Annotated in this window: 10 protein-coding genes; 4 read left to right on the top strand and 6 right to left on the bottom strand. The window is 63.1% G+C overall.

The features are described from left to right. Window positions 1-339: 339 nt before the first annotated feature. Window positions 340-750: a VOC family protein gene (locus FEZ59_RS20690; protein WP_172933103.1), complete on the top strand. Its 411-nt coding sequence runs from the start codon at window positions 340-342 to the stop codon at window positions 748-750. A gap of 91 nt (window positions 751-841) precedes the next feature. Here the strand turns inward: FEZ59_RS20690 and FEZ59_RS20685 are convergent, their stop codons facing one another. Next, window positions 842-1,816, bottom strand: a complete 975-nt coding sequence (locus FEZ59_RS20685; protein WP_020970164.1) for a sigma-70 family RNA polymerase sigma factor — start codon at window positions 1,814-1,816, stop codon at window positions 842-844. Between the two features lie 53 nt (window positions 1,817-1,869). After that, window positions 1,870-2,601 (bottom strand): GNAT family N-acetyltransferase, encoded by a 732-nt coding sequence (locus FEZ59_RS20680; RefSeq protein ID WP_029255775.1) that lies wholly within the window; start codon window positions 2,599-2,601, stop codon window positions 1,870-1,872. Window positions 2,602-2,817: 216 nt separating this feature from the next. Here FEZ59_RS20680 and FEZ59_RS20675 point away from each other — a divergent pair, with 216 nt between their 5' ends. Both FEZ59_RS20675 and FEZ59_RS20670 read left to right on the top strand, forming a co-directional pair. After that, window positions 2,818-3,588, top strand: coding sequence for an HD domain-containing protein (locus tag FEZ59_RS20675; RefSeq protein ID WP_019749288.1), 771 nt, complete (start codon window positions 2,818-2,820; stop codon window positions 3,586-3,588). A 508-nt stretch (window positions 3,589-4,096) separates the two neighbouring features. Continuing rightward, complete coding sequence (locus FEZ59_RS20670; protein ID WP_172933107.1) at window positions 4,097-9,580, top strand: carboxyl transferase domain-containing protein; 5,484 nt, start codon at window positions 4,097-4,099, stop codon at window positions 9,578-9,580. 87 nt (window positions 9,581-9,667) lie between these two features. Here the strand turns inward: FEZ59_RS20670 and FEZ59_RS20665 are convergent, their stop codons facing one another. Genes FEZ59_RS20665 through FEZ59_RS20655 form a run of 3 tightly spaced genes read right to left on the bottom strand, consistent with a single transcriptional unit; the run spans window position 9,668 to window position 14,486 of the window. Next, window positions 9,668-9,931, bottom strand: coding sequence for a hypothetical protein (locus FEZ59_RS20665; protein WP_172933102.1), 264 nt, complete (start codon window positions 9,929-9,931; stop codon window positions 9,668-9,670). A gap of 11 nt (window positions 9,932-9,942) precedes the next feature. Beyond that, window positions 9,943-14,049 (bottom strand): cation-translocating P-type ATPase, encoded by a 4,107-nt coding sequence (locus FEZ59_RS20660; RefSeq protein WP_242459859.1) that lies wholly within the window; start codon window positions 14,047-14,049, stop codon window positions 9,943-9,945. Window positions 14,050-14,060: 11 nt separating this feature from the next. Beyond that, on the bottom strand, window positions 14,061-14,486 hold the full coding sequence (locus FEZ59_RS20655; protein ID WP_020908416.1) for a hypothetical protein: 426 nt from the start codon (window positions 14,484-14,486) through the stop codon (window positions 14,061-14,063). A gap of 183 nt (window positions 14,487-14,669) precedes the next feature. Here FEZ59_RS20655 and FEZ59_RS20650 point away from each other — a divergent pair, with 183 nt between their 5' ends. Then, window positions 14,670-15,617 carry an aldo/keto reductase gene (locus FEZ59_RS20650; RefSeq protein ID WP_141488672.1) on the top strand — a complete coding sequence of 316 codons (948 nt, stop codon included), beginning with the start codon at window positions 14,670-14,672 and terminating at the stop codon, window positions 15,615-15,617. A 2-nt stretch (window positions 15,618-15,619) separates the two neighbouring features. Here the strand turns inward: FEZ59_RS20650 and FEZ59_RS20645 are convergent, their stop codons facing one another. Next, a complete protein-coding gene (locus tag FEZ59_RS20645) occupies window positions 15,620-16,390 on the bottom strand; it encodes a hypothetical protein (RefSeq protein WP_019749294.1) in 771 nt (256 codons plus the stop codon). Between the last annotated feature and the right edge of the window lie 74 nt (window positions 16,391-16,464).

The following is a 16,464-nucleotide window of genomic DNA, read 5'->3' as shown; positions in this document are numbered from 1 at the left end:
GCAACTTTTCCAGCCTATCCCAACCAGGTCACCGGCGCAAACCGGAACCCGTGAAGAAAAACTGGATTGTGTTCGCCAGGCACTTCGTACAACCTCGTGTCACTCACCCTCGCAGGTGGGAGTCGGTGTCCGTGTCGCTCTGACCTGGACAAAGTTACGCGAAGATCAACACAACACCAAATCGCCAGGTCAGAGCACTGAAGCGGGTTAACAGCCGATAGTTTCCTCGAATTTTTGCCTCTCGCGATGACTTTCCGCGCCCACTGCGGTCTGTATGAGCAGGAACCAACAGGAACCGAAGCGTTCAGTAATAAGTCAACCGACTTCAAGGAGCACCCAATGTCTCGTCTTCTCTTCGTCAACATGCCGGTCAAGGACGTCGCCGCTACCCGGGCGTTCTTCAGCGGCCTCGGCTTCGAGTTCAACGACATGTTCAGTGACGAGAACACTGCCTCGATGATCGTCAGTGATTCCGCCACCGTCATGTTCCTGAACGAACCCCGTTTCGGGGACTTCATCGCCGACGACATCTGTGACACGTCGAAAGCTCGAGAAGCATTGATGTGCGTGTCAGCCGACAGCAGGGAAGAAGTCGACACCTTCGTCGACGCGGCGATCGCTGCCGGCGGTAGCAAGTGGATGGAGCCCCAGGATCACGGCTTCATGTACGGACGCGCGTTCCGCGACCTCGACAATCACGTCTGGGAGGTCATGTGGATGGACCCGGCTGCGACTGTTCCCCAGCAGTAACGCAGAGCAACAGCAGTAACGAGTAGCCGCGCGGGTCCCTCCATACCGGAGGGCTCGCGCAACTCCTTGCCCCTACAACTCGGCAGGGCCCCTACAGCTCGGCAGGCAATCCGAACCGTGCGAACAGACTCAGATCGAAGAAACACGTGACGTGCGAGATCCCGGACTCGGTGACATCGAGAACGTGCAACTGGAAAGCACGGTGAACCCCATCGGGCTCGCGCATATAAAGGCCGAACGCCGGCTGGCCGTTGGCGGCGGTCGGTAGCAGCCGCATAGCGCCTGGTCCGTCGGCCGGGCATTTGGTTCCGATGAGCTGCCCGATTGCCTCGGGGCCCTGGTACCAACCCTCGAACGGAGGCATCTCCCAGATGGCTTCCCGCGTGAACAGCTCAACGATTGCCTCGACGTCGTAGCTTTCGAAGCTGTGCACGTAGTCGCGGAGCAACTTCCGGGCAGCCTCGGTAGTCGGTTCCACGAGATCGTCCTCAGTGGGCCCGATGTGATTGATCTGCGCGCGAGCCCGCTGCAGCAGGCTGTTCACCGCAGTGGTTGTGGTGTCCAGCGCCTCCGCAACTTCCGATGCCTTCCACTGCAGAACGTCACGCAGAACCAGAACCGCACGTTGGCGCGCGGACAAGTGCTGCAGCGCGGCAACAAGCGCGAGCCTGACCGAATCGCGATTGACGACCATGACGGCGGGATCATTGACGTCGCCCAACGCAGAATCCGCGATCGGTTCCAACCAGGCAATCTCGTTGCGCTCGATCAAATCGTCGGCCGGGTCCGAACTAGGTGCACCGAGGCCGGTCGGGAGTGGACGCCTCGATCTCCCCTCCAGCGCGGTCAGGCACGTATTCGTCGCGATGCGATAGAGCCAGGTCCTGAGCGACGACTGGCCTTTGTAACCTTCGAACCCGCGCCAAGCCCGGATGAACGTCTCCTGGACCTGGTCTTCGGCGTCGTGAATCGACCCCATCATGCGATAGCAGTGCGCCAGCAACTCGCGGCGGTACGGATCGGCAAGAGTGAGGAAATCACTGTCCAACGCCTGATCGACTGTCATTTGTTCAGACTAGTGGCCGAGCGCCCGAAACACAGGCGTCGGCGAGAATTCGATCAGGCCGGCGCCTGCACCGCGGTCAACCGGGATCTCTTCCTAAGAACGAACCCCAGTGATTCGTAGAGTCTGATTGCATTCGTATTCGATTGCACTGCATGGAGAAACGGCAGCTCGCCGCGTTCGCGAATCCCGGCAGCGACGGCACGGATCAGCGTCGTACCCAGGCCTCGACCTCGGAAGTCGCTGTCGGTGCACACCGCACTGATTTCCGTCCATCCCGGAGGGTGCAACCGCTCCCCCGCCATGGCAACAAGTCTTCCGTCGACGCGAATGCCGTAGTAGCTCCCCATCTCGACGGTACGAGGAAGAAACGGTCCGGGCTTGGTGCGCTCGATCAACGCCAGAATTTCGGGAACGTCGCCCCTTCCGAGAAGTTCGACCGACGGATCAACGGAGACTTCGAGTGCGGAACCGTCCATTTGCACCGAGCCGAACTGATCCACAACGCGCCACCCTTCCGGCGGCTGATGATCAAATCCTCGTAAACCTACTGTGCCGCCTGGACCTACGAGTGTGCGTAGGTTCTCCCAGTCTTCGGCGTCCAACTCGGGCGGATGACCGACAAACGGAGCGACTGTCGGGTCGTATCGCGCAACTCTCCCTGCCCAGCGAGCGAATTGCGCATGATGTCCGCGAAGACCTTGTCGCACAGGATCGTCCAGTGGATGGATGTCGACATCCGTGTCAACAGTCTCGACAAACGACGCCAGGGTCGCCTCCGTGGTCATCGAACCTCTTCCTATCCAAGTCTTCCAGTGATGGAGGCGACCGAAACTCCCCGCCCACCTCGATCACAACGCTAGGAACACTTGCTGTCGTAGTCGCCGGATAGAATCAAGATGATTCTGACTTCCGCCCCACGCCCAGTCACGACCACGGTTCGAGGGCAGATTCTCACAAAGACTTTCGTCGCGACATCTACACCAAACGAAAGGCTGTTCGCCATGAGCCACTCCGACCCGATCAGATCTGCATTCGACCAGCTACCTCTGAAGGAAATGGACGCAGCGACGCTGGTCTTCGCGATCGAGAGCGCCGTCGACGAGATGGCTCTCCCGGGTGAAACCTTGCGGCTCGCCATGGAGGTCGCGACCCTCGCGCACCTCGATCAGTTCAGAAAGAACGGGATCAAGTCAAACGAGGATCCCTACATCGTTCATCCCCTACGAAATGTGTTGCGGCTGCTTCGGTACGGGTGCTCTGATGTCGAGATCCTGAGCGCAACCGCGCTTCACGACACGGTCGAGGACCGACCACACGCCGTCATCGCACTCCTCGGTGGCCGGACTGCGGACGACATGTCTGCATCCGAAGCGCAAGAACGTGCGTCAACACTCATCGCCTCGCACTTCGGCCACAGAATCTCCGAACTTGTTGAGGCAGTGACCAATCCAATCGACTACCCGCACGACAACACCACCGGCTACCAGGATCACGTCATCCGCGCGATCGCGGATCCCGCAGTGTTCCTCGTGAAGTTCAGCGACTTCGTCGACAACGCGGGAAGCGTGAAGTACCTGAGCGAGACCGACAGGCTGAGGCTGGTCACGAAGTACGAACCACTCGTGGAGCACTTCAAGCGGGCTTCGCTTGCTCTCGCCAACGCATTGCAGCTCCCTCCCGCAGGACTCGACGCGATCGCACAGCACATTGCAACCATCGAAGGCGATTTCTCGAATACAGTCCGAGGGGACATAGAAAATACTCGCCAGTAGTACCGATCAGTAATAATCGAGCAATCGGGCGAATTCTCCGAATACGCGATTTTGTTACCAGTGAGTATTCACTTTCTTGCCAATTTCATTACCATCGTGATCCGTGTCACAGGGTCGAATTCCATTGCACTGCAATGATTTAACGCTATAAGTGTAACCGTGGTTCACGTTGACTAATATTCTTCAATTCGCCCAGGTGACATGAGCGTCGACATACTGCATTCTTAGATAAACCAGGGATTCCCTGGAAGCAGACACAATATGTTGCTGATTCGTGATTGGAGCGGTTCTGAGTCCACGCCTGCAGGGTGGCGTACAAGGCACGCCGTGCCTGAGCGCAGGGGACTCTACGAACCGGAAGGGCAATCACTTGCCGACGCGCAACCGGGGGAAACACAGCGCATCGCGGCGTAGTTCACGAACCAGGTAATCCGGGTATGTGGGACACGGTCGGCTCATATCGCAACGTACGTGACGAAGAATCTCATCAAGGACGGTGGCAGTGACAATGTTCAAACGAATCGCAGTGGTCAATCGAGGTGAGGCCGCGGTCCGGCTGATCAGGGCTGTACGCGAACTGAACGCCGAACACGACTACGGCATTCGCGTCATTGCACTGCACACCGAGGCCGAGCGCCGCGCCATGTTCGTCCGCCAGGCCGACGAGGGTGTGACCCTGCGCGGCACCGGCACCGGCAGCCCGTATCTCGACTACGCCGAACTCGAGCGAGCACTCCTCGCAGCCAAGGCCGACGCAGTCTGGGTCGGCTGGGGCTTCGTGGCCGAGGATCCCGCCTTCGCCGAGATCGTCGCGAAACTGGGCATCACGTTCATCGGCCCGAGCGCCGACGCGATGCGCCTGCTCGGAGACAAGGTTGCCGCCAAGATCCTGGCCGAGAAGGTCGGCGTACCTGTCGCCCCGTGGAGCGGCGGACCGGTCGAAACGCGCGCCGACGCTCGTCGTCATGCTCAGTCCATCGGATACCCCCTGATCATCAAGGCCCGAAGCGGCGGCGGTGGACGCGGTATCCGCAAAGTCTGGGCCGAAGACGAACTCGAAGTTGCACTCGAGCGCACGCAGGGCGAAGCAGAGCGGTCCTTCGGCGACCCCGTCGTCTTCCTCGAACGCCTTGTCACCGATGCACGCCACGTCGAGGTACAGGTCATCGCCGACAACCACGGCAATGTCTGGGCTCCGGGCGTTCGCGACTGCTCGATTCAGCGTCGCAACCAGAAGGTCATCGAAGAATCCTCCTCCCCCGTCCTGACCGAAGAACAGTCTGACCACCTCAAGAAGGTGTCCGCCGAACTGGTCAAGGCAGCCGGATACCAGGGCGCAGGCACGGTCGAATACCTCTACCAGCCCGAGAACAAGCTCTTCACGTTCCTCGAGGTCAACACCCGCCTGCAGGTCGAGCACCCGATCACCGAGGTCACCACCGGAATCGACCTCGTCAAACTGCAGATTCTGGTCGCCAGTGGTGACGAATTGGTCGGTGACTGCCCGCCCGCATTCGGCCACGCCGTCGAAGCCCGTCTCAACGCCGAGGACGCGGACAACGATTTCGCGCCGGCACCCGGCACGGTTCAGCTCCTCAAGTTCCCGCTCGGCTCCGGCATCCGGGTCGACACCGGCATCGCTGCCGGGGACGTCATTCCGCCCGACTACGACTCGATGGTCGCGAAGGTCATCGCCTGGGGCCGCAACCGCTCCGAGGCACTTGCGCGCCTGCGTACCGCCCTTCGTGAAACCACAGTCGTACTCGACGGCGGCACCACCACCAAGTCGTTCCTCCTCGATCTACTCGATCGCGACGAGGTCATCTCGGCATCCGCGGATACCGGCTGGCTCGACCGCACGGGCGCCCTCACCGGAACCACGCGCCGCGCGGACGTCGCACTGATCGCCACCGCCATCGATGCTTACGACGCCGAGGAGTCCCTCGAGCGTGCGGCCTTCCTCGCCTCGGCACGTGGCGGCCGTCCCCGCGCCAATCACGCGATCGGCCGTAGTGTCGAGCTCAACTACCAAGGTCAGGCATACAAACTGACCGTCGGGCGTATCGGCCCGCACCGCTACCGCGTCGACGGAGACGCCGGCGACATCGAGGTCGACGTCGATCGTCTCGGCGACTTCGAGTCACGGCTGGTGATCGGTGATCGGCGCTTCCACGTCGTTTCCGTCGTGAGCCCGGCTCGCTATCTCGTCGAGGTCGACGGCATCAGCCACCAGATCAGCCAGGACGACGCCGGAGTGGTCCGCGCGCCGGCTCCCGCCGTCGTGGTGGCTGTACCGGTCGCGGTCGGCGACGACGTCGAAGCCGGCTCCACCCTGGTCGTACTCGAATCCATGAAGATGGAGACCGCAGTTCGCGCACCGTACGCGGGCAAGGTGCGTGAAGTTCTCGCTACCGTCAACTCTCAGGTCGATGCCGGCGCGCCGCTCCTGCGCGTCGACCAGGTCAGCGAGGAAGCTGTCACGGAGAAGGCTCCGCGAGTCCAATTCGATCTTCCGGCAGCAACTTCCGGTTCCGACGCCCGTGACGACGCGTTGGCACAGCTCGAAGCACTGACCGCGATGATCAGTGGCTACGACGTCAGCGGTAAGCACGCAAACGCTGTTCTGGCCGAGTACGACGCACTTCGCAGCGCACTCGAATCCGAGGACCGCGAACTGGTACAGGCCGAACTGGCTGTGCTGACCACCTTCGCCGACATCTGCGAACTCTCGCGCAACAAGCCCACCTCGGGTGAGTCCGCGAAGGACGAATCCGTCCACAGCCCCCGCGAGCACTTCCACACCTTCCTGCACTCACTCGACTCCGAGCGCGAAGGTTTGCCGGCGTCGTTCCGCACGAGACTCGAACGGGCACTTCGCCACTACGACGTCACCGATCTGGAAGATCGCCAGGCCGTAGAGGAAGCGGTGTACCGACTCTTCCTGGCTCTGCAGCGCATGGAAGCCCAGATCCCGGTCATTGCAGCACTTCTCGAAGGCTGGCTCGTCGGCGACAAGGCTCCCGGTTGCTCGGCTCAGGAGCTCAACGAGGTTCTCGATCGACTCATCGTCGCGACGCAGGTCCGCTACCCCGTCATCGGCGACGTCGCCCGCAACCTTCGCTTCCGGTTCTTCGACGAGCCGCGCATCCGCAAGGTTCGCGAAGACGTTTACGACGGAGTACGCGGCAACCTCGCCTACCTCGAAGAGCAGCCGGACGCTGCCGATTTCGACGAGCGAATCGCCAACCTCGTCGCCACTCCCGAACCGCTCCTGGACCTGTTGGGTCGAAAGATCGGCCTTGGCAACCGCGATGGCGGCCCTCTACTCGAGGTCATCACGCGTCGCTACTACAAGATTCACTCCTTCGAAGACGTCCGCGTTTTCGAGCACGTCGACCGCCGTTTCGTGACCGGTAACTTCGACCTCAAGGGCGACGGGCTGCATCTCGTCTCGACGGTGGCCGAATTCGACGCTCTCGGAACGGCTCTCGACGATGTCGCTACGATCGCGCAGGATGCTCCATCCGGTCGCGGCCTGGTAGTCGACATCTACCTCGACTGGCCGAATCAGCCCGCCGACGGCGACACGCTCGTCGAGACGCTGCGCACCGAACTCTCGCGCAACGAGACGATCACCCGGTCCCGCCGCGCGACTGTGATCATCTGCAATCCGAATGGGGAGCCGGTCCGCTGGGTCACCTTCCGCCCGATCGACGGTGAACTGGTCGAGGACAACATCATCCGCGACATGCATCCGCTCACGGGTCAGCGTCTGGACATGTGGCGCCTGAAGAACTTCAACGGCAAGCGTCTGCCGGCTCCGGAGAACACCTACCTGTTCCACCTCTCCGCCAAGGAGAACCCGAAGGACGAGCGCCTGATCGCTCTCGCGGAAATCCGTGACGTGACACCGCAGCTCGACGACGAAGGTCAGATGGTTGCGCTGCCGGCCATCGAGCGCACTCTTGCCGCCTGCCTCGACGGCATCCGCCGTGCGCAGTCCCAGCGCGGAGACAAGCGTCGACTGGCAGCCAACCGCGTCGTGCTCTACGTGTGGCCGGTCGCCGACGTTCCCAGCGAACGCTTCTCCGTGATCGCTCAGAACGCAGCCCGACTGACCGTCGGCGCCGGGCTCGAAGAGATCACACTCATCACCCGCCTGAAGGACCGAAAGGGCGGCGCGCCCAAGGAAGTTGCGCTGCGATTCTCCTACCGCGCAGGTGCCGGTGTGGTCATCAACAAGACCACGCCTCCCACTGAACCGCTGCTCCCCCTCGACGCGTACGCCCAGAAGGTCCAGAGTTCGCGGGCACGCGGCACGGTGTACCCGTACGAGCTGATTCCGCTCCTGACCGGCACCAAGGGCACCTTCGTCGAGCACGACTTCGACGAAGCGGGCGTCCTCTCACCTGTCGAGCGTCCGTACGGGCTCAACAAGGCCGGCATCGTCGTCGGCCTCGTGAACACTCCGACGCCGCGCTATCCCGAGGGAATGACCCGTGTCGCGCTCTTCGGTGACCCCACCAAGGCGCTCGGTACCGTGGCCGAGGCCGAATGCTCACGTGTGGTCGCTGCCATCGACCTGGCCGAGAAGTTGAACGCTCCGGTCGAGTGGTTTGCGCTGTCCTCGGGTGCCACCATCTCGATGGAGAGCGGCACCGAGAACATGGACTGGGTCTCCCGTGGCCTGCGCCGGATCATCACCTTCACCCAGAACGGTGGCGAGATCAACATCGTCGTCACGGGAATCAACGTCGGCGCTCAGCCCTACTGGAACGCCGAAGCCACCATGTTGATGCACACCAAGGGCATTCTGGTGATGACCCCGGACAGCGCGATGGTGCTGACCGGCAAGCAGTCTCTCGACTACTCCGGTGGCGTGTCGGCCGAGGACAACTTCGGTATCGGTGGCTACGACCGCGTCATGGGCCCCAACGGCCAGGCGCAGTACTGGGCCCCCGACCTCACTGCGGCGTGCGAGATCCTGTTCCGTCACTACGCACACTCGTACCTCGCTCCCGGCGAAAGGTTCCCGCGTCGCGCAGCGACCACGGACCCAGTCGATCGCGACGTGCGTAGCTTCCCGCACACCCACCCGTCGAGCGACTTCGAGACGGTCGGCGACATCTTCTCCTCGGCGAAGAACCCGGATCGCAAGAAGCCCTTCGACATTCGCACCGTGATGCGTTCGGTGGTCGACCAGGACCACTCGGTTCTCGAGCGTTGGGCCGACATGGCCGGCGCCGACACCTCTGTCGTTCTGGACGCGCACCTCGCCGGACATCCGGTCACAGTGGTGGGCATCGAATCCCGCGCGATCCCGCGTAAGGGTCACTTCCCCGCCGACGGTCCCGACACCTGGACGTCGGGAACGCTGTTCCCGAACTCGTCGAAGAAGACGGCCCGCGCGATCAATGCTGCGAGCGGCAACCGTCCGATCGTGGTGCTGGCCAACCTGTCCGGCTTCGACGGTTCACCGGAGTCACTGCGCAACATCCAGCTCGAGTACGGCGCCGAGATCGGCCGCGCCATCGTCAACTTCGACGGACCGATCGTGTTCTGCGTCGTTTCCCGCTACCACGGCGGCGCGTTCGTCGTATTCTCCGGTGCGCTCAACGACAACATGGAAGTTCTTGCTGTCGAAGGTTCGTTCGCCTCGGTACTCGGCGGCGCCCCCGCCGCCGCAGTGGTCTTCACCCGTGAGGTGAACACCCGCACCAACAACGACCCGAAGGTGCAGCAACTGGAAGCAGACTTGGCAGCAGCCAAGGACGACACGGAGAAAGCACACCTGCGCGTCGAACTGAACGCTCAGCGCATCGCCGTCCGCTCCGACAAGCTCGGCGAAGTGGCATCCGAATTCGAAGCGATCCACAACATCCAGCGGGCCCGAGAGGTCGGCTCGGTGGATGAGATCGTCCCTGCCGCAGAACTGCGTCCGCAGATCATCGCAGCAGTCGAACGCGGCATGAAGCGCGCACTCGCGCAGTAAGTTTCTCCGCACGTCGAGCGGTCCCGCGAAATGCGGGGCCGCTCGATTTGTGTCCGGACCGCGCCGGCTTCAGACGCCCTCGAGCGCCTATCCGATCTCTTCGAGGACGTGATTGTGCTGCTCTGTTGCGAGCAGATGCCCCGCCGCGATGGTGACTGCCACGGGCCACTCGATGATCTCGAACGCAACCATCAGTCCCATCACCGCAAAATAGGCGATCTGCTCGGGTCTCGGAACCGGAATGGCACCGACGATCGGTAGCTCCAACTCGAAGCTCCGAGCCGAACGGACGGATTCCACTACCGCGCGGTGATCGACGGGGTTCGTGTGGTCGACGGTGTTCTGGGACATGTCACGATTCCTCAGGATTCATCTCGGGTCGCCCGGGAGTTCGGCGACGTGTCACTTCCAGCAGCGACGCTCACAAGCGTGTCCGATTCACCGGTTTCCGCTTCTTTGATTTCCGCTTCGCTGATTTCCACGCTGTCGCGAGCGCTGACTCCCCCGGTTCGGGAGGTGTACGCGGTGCTCGTCCGCGTCGGGATCTTGCGAATCGTCGACTGACCTTCCGCGCTCTCCTCAGTTCCAGTCTCCTCAGTTGCGGCGATCCGCTCCGACACCCGCGGAGCCAGCGCCGCCAGCAGCGTCGCTGCCGACGCACAGCCCACTGCTTGACCCCACCCAATCGGACCGAGCGGCGTGCAACCGAGAAATTGGCTCACCACCGGTGTGCTGACGAGCGTCGCCAGCGCCGCAGCGGACCCGGCAACTGTTGCGACCACCAGCGGACTGCGCGATTCGAGCAGCGTCTGCCCCAGTTGGGTGCCCACCAGGGCAACCAACGCCACCGTCGACGCTCGCCGCCGCCTGCCGCTCGTCCGGGCCATAAGCCACGCTGCCAGCGCACCGATTGCCGTGGCAGTGCCGCGGACAGCGATCGTCTGCCACAACGCATGAGTGTCCATCTGTTCGGACTTCTCGGATCCGTTCTCGGACGGGGTGCTCACCGCAAGCGCAGCAGCGGGCAAGGCGTCCGTCATCAGATTGACCAGTAGCAACTGCCTTGCGTTGAGCGGTGATTCGCCGGACAGCGCAGAACCGATCAGAGCGAATGCGACTTCACCCGCGTTGCCTCCGAGCAAAACCCCCACCGCTGATCTGACCCGCCGCCACAATTGACTGCCCTCGTCCAATGCGTCGGTCAATCCGCCGACACGGCCGTCGAGGAGCACGATGTCTGCGGCGCCGCGCGCCGGATCGCTGTCAGTCGACGCCACCCCGATTCCCACGCTGGAAACTCGGATCGCCGCAGCATCGTTCGCGCCGTCACCGACCATGGCGCACACGCGCCCGTCAGTCTCCAACGCTTGCACGATCTCGACCTTCTGCTCGGGTGTCACGCGCGCAAAGACGCTGCTGCCGCGGACGGCGTTCCGTCGTTCTGCGCGAGAGAAGTTCTCCCAGTCCGGACCGGTGACCACGTCCTCGCGCGCCACATCCATCCCCAGTTCGGTGGCGACCGCCGCCGCTGTTGTCGGATGATCCCCGGTCAGCACGCGCACTTGCTGTCCGTTGCCTTGAAGTTCTCGAACAAGTTGCGTTGCTTCGGGTCTGAGCGTGTCCGAGAGTCCGAGAAGGCCGACCGCTTCCAACCCCTCGGAGCAACACTGTTCGAGAAATTCCGAGTCCTCCGCAGCGCGTCGCGCATCGTGTTCCGACAACTCGCGCTGTGCGACGGCAACCACCCGCAGTCCGCGTCCGGCCATGCTCTGAACGTGGCTCGCCGACACAGCATTCGGATCCCGCCCTGCCTCCGCCACGAATTCCGGTGAACCCTTCAGTGCGATCCGTCTGCCCAGTAGGGCTGCCGAGTACGGCCGCCCAGACCTGAACGGAACGAGGTTGAGCGCGTCGGCATCACCGAAAACCCGAGCCTCGTCCAGAGCTTGTTCGGCTGCATCGACGACGGCGGCGTCCGTCGAATGAAAGACGCGATCGTCGCGACTTCCCAGAGCACTGCGCGCCGCAACTTCCAAAATCTCACTTTCGCCCCAACCGTCGACGCGTTCGACCGCGGCCACCCGTAGCTTGTTCTCGCTGAGGGTTCCGGTCTTGTCGAAGCAGACCACGTCGACACGGCCGAGCGCTTCGATCGAACGTGGAGCACGCACCAACACTCCTGCTGCAGTGAGCCTTCGAGCTGCCGCCTGCTGAGCCAGGGTCGCAACCAGAGGCAATCCCTCCGGCACGGCGGCCACGGCAACGGCCACGCCTCCGGTGACGGCGCGGCGCAGACCGGTACCACGAATCAGACCCGCGACTGTCACCAACGCTCCGCCTCCGATACTGGCCGGCAGAGTCGCCCTGGTGAGTTCGCGCAGTCTGTTGGTCAGGCCCACAGCAGGTCCGGATCGGGATACACCGACATCGGCGCGCCTGGTCACCGTTCGAGCTCCGGTGGCCGTGACCACGCCACGACCGGAGCCGGCAAGCACTGTTGTCCCGGTATAGGCCATGCACCTTCGCTCGGCCAGGGGCATCCCAGGGGTCGGGTCGGTCTGCTTGTCGACGGGCATGGACTCCCCCGTCAACGACGACTCGTCGACTTCCAGCGATTCGGCGCTCAACAGTCGACAATCGGCGGGCACGATGTCCCCGGACTCGAGGGCCACGACGTCACCGAGTTCGAGCGCGTCTGCCGCAGTCTCGACCGTGCCGGCGTTGGTTACTCGCCGAGCTACCGGTTCCTGAGTCCGCAAAAGTCGCTGCACTGCCCGTTCCGAATGAAGTCGTTGAACAGCGGACATCGCGGCATTGCCGACCAAAACCGAACCGACCAGGACGGCGTCTACCGGTGAACCGAGGACTGCACTGGCCGCCGAGCCGGTTGCCAACACCGGCGTGAGTGGATCCGCCAATTCTGTTCGCAACGCCGATAATCCGTCACGGATCAACCTGAAGCGTGCGGGCGCTCGCACACGAGCGTCGGCGCGGCGCGGTGTATGCCGGACGGATTCGGCGAGTTCGCGAACGACAGAATCACCGTCCATCTCATGCCAGGTATCGCTCGGAGTACCGACAGGGGCGGGAGCCTGAATCACAGATCGGGACAGGGTGTATCCGGTCCACAGTCCCGCGGCCGAACCAGCCGTGACCGGCCCCGGCCCAGCCCCTCGAATTCCCGGAAGCATAATCAAGGCGCCCAATGCCGAAGAACCCGAGGAGAGTTCGACGCCGCGCCTCGTCGCTGTTCGGGCAGCCGAGAGCGCATGGACGACCCGCCACGCCCCGGCCAAGTCGGTGTGGATGTCGGCACTCACGTGCTCGCCACTCGGTGGTGAAATCCCGATGCGCAGCACTGCCTGCCCCGCTATCGCCCTACTCGACACGATCGCAACTGTCCGACCCTCGGCCACCAGTGCCGAGAGAGCTTCGCGCAGGCCGGCTTCGGGAGTCGATGGCGCCGGATAGAGCTCGTCGAATCCGCTTCGCAGTGATCCGAGCCCGTCGTCGTCGATCGTGGCCGCTGCGACTCCGCTCGCGCGTATCTCACCTATCAGTGATTCCGCCAACCCTTTTCGCACCGGTCTTACGACAACTTCGGCGCCGTCGATGCGGTGTCTTCCGACCCCGAGTGAGCCGGCGTCAAGCGCTTCCCTGGCATGTGCCCACACCACGACGCGGTCCGACTCGGACACCTCTCGTATGTCGGAAACCCGGAGCGCGTCTTCGAAGAGGACACTCGGATCGACGAGGACGGTATCGACACGATCGAGCATGCGTAGAGCCGCGGGGTCCGAAACGGCGACGTGGTGCGTCCGCCACAGACCGTATGACAAACCAGCAGCGAACGATTCGCGTGACATCCGAAGCGGCCGCGGCGCCGAAACCTTGATGCTCGTCGCAACGGTGTCACCGCCGGCAGACACGGTAGCCAGTGCAGCCCCAGCCGCCAGCTGAACCCCAGCGATCCTGTCGGCATAACGCTCCCCCGGACCACTCGGGTCACGCCTCGTGGAAGCACCGCGACCGCCAGATTCGAATGGCCGCACCCGCCGAGAGTTTCGCGCCGCCAGAGTTTCGCGTAGCAGCATCGTCCGCAGCCCGAAATCCACGCCCAATGACGCAGGCGCGTAGGTCAGAACATCCGCGAACGACGTCGCCGACTCCAATGCGAAGTCGGTGAGCGAACGGCCAAGGCGCTGTTCGATTCGCCGACGCACCCGGGGTTGATAATTGATCGCCGACGCCGCCGCCGAGACATAGGCGGAACCCGGCATTCGCGGGGCACGAAGAATCGATCCCGCTGCTGCAGGAATCATCCCGACGCCCGCCAGCGCAAGAGTGCCGGTCCGCAGCGCCACGTCACTGACAGCGGTTCGCGGAATCGTCGAACCACCGACCAACGCCAGACCCGACAACGCCAGGCGCGGCGGCAAAGTTGCCACCGACACCGCACGCCGGGCCATCGCTGAGAACATCAGGAAGTGGATCGAGTGTGCGAAGAACTGTGAGTTCGATCCTGCGACCGACTGGCCGCCTTGTGGGAGTTTCCGCTCGATTCCTTCTTGGCCGGTTCCGTCTTGGTCGCGCGCCCAACCGCCTTGACCGCACGATCGGGCCGCGCGCTCTTGCGATCCCATTCGTGAAGTACCAGGGCCGTGCCGCCGACCGCCAAGAGCACCGGCCACTCCACCAATCCCGCCGCGCCGACGGCGGCCATCGTGAGAACCGCGGTCGGCGTCGAGGAACTACCCGCACGAATTCCGTCTCGGACGCCCTCCGCCGTTCCGCGTATCCCGCCCGTCACTCCACCGATCACTCCGCCACCGACGGCTCCAGCCACCGTCGTCGTTGCGTCTGCCACACCACGAACGACGCGGGTGGCTTCGTCGACAATCATCATCGGACGCTCCTATCAGCAGTCCATCGAAGAATTCAGTATTTGAGGCCATACCCAACACCGACGGCGGCAATCACGATCCGATACATTTTTCGGCGAACCTGGCGAGGGCGCGCCATCGTCAGCGCCGTGAGAGGGTACGGTGCGGGATGCAGCGACCACCTTCATCGACGGGAGTTCCACACAGTGGCGATCATCGGAAATTCGGACCTCGACATCTTCCGACTTAGCTTGGGCGGCAACCCTTTCGGATGGACAGCAGACGAGAAGACGTCCTTCGAGATCCTCGACTCGTTCGCCGAAGCCGGTGCAAACTTCATCGACACCTCCGACTCGTACACGGCGTCGGCTCCCGGCAATTCCGGCGGGGAATCCGAAACGATCATCGGGAAATGGATCACCGATCGGGGACTGCAGAACGACATCGTCGTCGCCACCAAGGTGGGTAGCCATCCCGATTTCAAGGGACTGAAGGCCGACAACATCGCGGCCGCAGCTGAGGCGTCGCTGCAGCGCCTGCAGACGGACTGCATCGATCTGTACTACGCACATTTCGACGACCCGCAGACTCCGCTCGAGGAAACTCTCGAAGCCTTCAATGCGTTGGTCGTCGCGGGCAAGGTTCGCTATCTCGGAATCTCCAACTACAGCCCCGACCGCGTCCGGGAGTGGCTGCGGATCACCGAGGAGAACGGTTACGCCGCGCCCATCGCGCTGCAACCGCACTACAACCTGGTGCACCGCAAGTCGTACGAACCCGAACTCGCGCAGATCGCCACCGACAACAACATCAGCGTCTTCCCGTACTTCGCTCTCGCTTCCGGCTTCCTGACGGGAAAGTACAAGACCCGCGCGGACATCGAAGGCAGCTCCCGCGAACGGCTGACCGCCGGATACTTCAGCGACGCCGGACTCGACGTCGTCGCGGAACTGGCAACAATCGCGCAGGCACACGAAAGCGAGATCTCGACCGTCGCGCTGGCCTGGCTGCTGACTCGACCGGGCATCACCGCACCGATCGCGAGCGTCAGCCGGCCGGAGCAACTCCCGGCGCTACTGGACGCCCCGAATCTGGTGCTGTCGTCGAATGAACTGGACACTCTCGAACGGGTGTCGGCGGCAGTCGGCGCCTGAAATCAGGCAGTTTTGAGATGAGCGCCGAGGGCCGTGTTGTTGATCGTCCAGAACGACCAGCCGTCATGGCTCTCGGTGTCGCCTGAAATGTGACCGGTCACGGCATTGGCGGCCGCGGTCGGATCAGGGAATCGGCGGCCTTCCATCGGTCCGCGCATGATCTCGACGACCTCGGTACTTTCGTCGAAGCGTCCGACCCAGCGGTATCCATGGCAATCAGCCGTCATCTCGAGGCGATTGTCGACAACTTCGATCTCCTCGACACCGCTGGCGCGACGCTTCTTCGCGGCGACCGGCGACGTCTTGCGCTTGGTCGCAACCGGGGCCTCCACGTAAATGCTCGGATCCTTGACCGCAGCCAGTCCCAGCGCATCCCAACGATCGTGACCGTGTACGACGCGTCCGCGCGGAATCGCGTGATGTCCGGTGCGATTGCGTCCGGGGCTGTCCATGATCCACAGGTCGACCTCGGCACGGATGTCGTCCGCGACCTCGTTGGAGGGCAGCATGAAGAACTCGTGCGGGTCTGCAGCCAGGTCGACGAACACCCAGAACTCGGAGCGCGTGTCGTCGCTCTCGAGCGACTCGTCCTGACGCCTGGCCTGCCAGTCACCGTCGAGCTTGGAACGCACTCGGACGATTCGGCTGATGCCGTCTGCGCCCGTCACCTCGACGGGATTACGACGTGAGTGCGTGAGGCGGACAGCCTTGCCCCCACGCTGCGTAGCTTCGGAAATGAACGCATTGATGCCGCGGCTTGCGGTGTCTTCCATGATCGACCTGTCTCGAGCGGGTACGCCCGCATCACCGGATCGGCATCGGGGTCGAGCAAAGAGCGAATTCTCGG

This window comes from Rhodococcus sp. MS13 (assembly GCF_013277835.1).
GTDB classification, from domain to species: domain Bacteria; phylum Actinomycetota; class Actinomycetes; order Mycobacteriales; family Mycobacteriaceae; genus Rhodococcus_F; species Rhodococcus_F erythropolis.
This window is presented reverse-complemented; position numbering and strand designations above follow the sequence as displayed.

Excerpts from the sequence above, each read along its gene's own strand:
- FEZ59_RS20690 (WP_172933103.1), top strand. The coding sequence starts at position 340 with ATGTCTCGTCTTCTCTTCGTCAACATGCCGGTCAAGGACGTCGCCGCT.
- FEZ59_RS20685 (WP_020970164.1), bottom strand. The coding sequence starts at position 1,816 with ATGACAGTCGATCAGGCGTTGGACAGTGATTTCCTCACTCTTGCCGAT.
- FEZ59_RS20680 (WP_029255775.1), bottom strand. The coding sequence starts at position 2,601 with ATGACCACGGAGGCGACCCTGGCGTCGTTTGTCGAGACTGTTGACACG.
- FEZ59_RS20675 (WP_019749288.1), top strand. The coding sequence starts at position 2,818 with ATGAGCCACTCCGACCCGATCAGATCTGCATTCGACCAGCTACCTCTG.
- FEZ59_RS20670 (WP_172933107.1), top strand. The coding sequence starts at position 4,097 with ATGTTCAAACGAATCGCAGTGGTCAATCGAGGTGAGGCCGCGGTCCGG.
- FEZ59_RS20665 (WP_172933102.1), bottom strand. The coding sequence starts at position 9,931 with ATGTCCCAGAACACCGTCGACCACACGAACCCCGTCGATCACCGCGCG.
- FEZ59_RS20660 (WP_242459859.1), bottom strand. The coding sequence starts at position 14,049 with ATGGCCCGGCGTGCGGTGTCGGTGGCAACTTTGCCGCCGCGCCTGGCG.
- FEZ59_RS20655 (WP_020908416.1), bottom strand. The coding sequence starts at position 14,486 with ATGATGATTGTCGACGAAGCCACCCGCGTCGTTCGTGGTGTGGCAGAC.
- FEZ59_RS20645 (WP_019749294.1), bottom strand. The coding sequence starts at position 16,390 with ATGGAAGACACCGCAAGCCGCGGCATCAATGCGTTCATTTCCGAAGCT.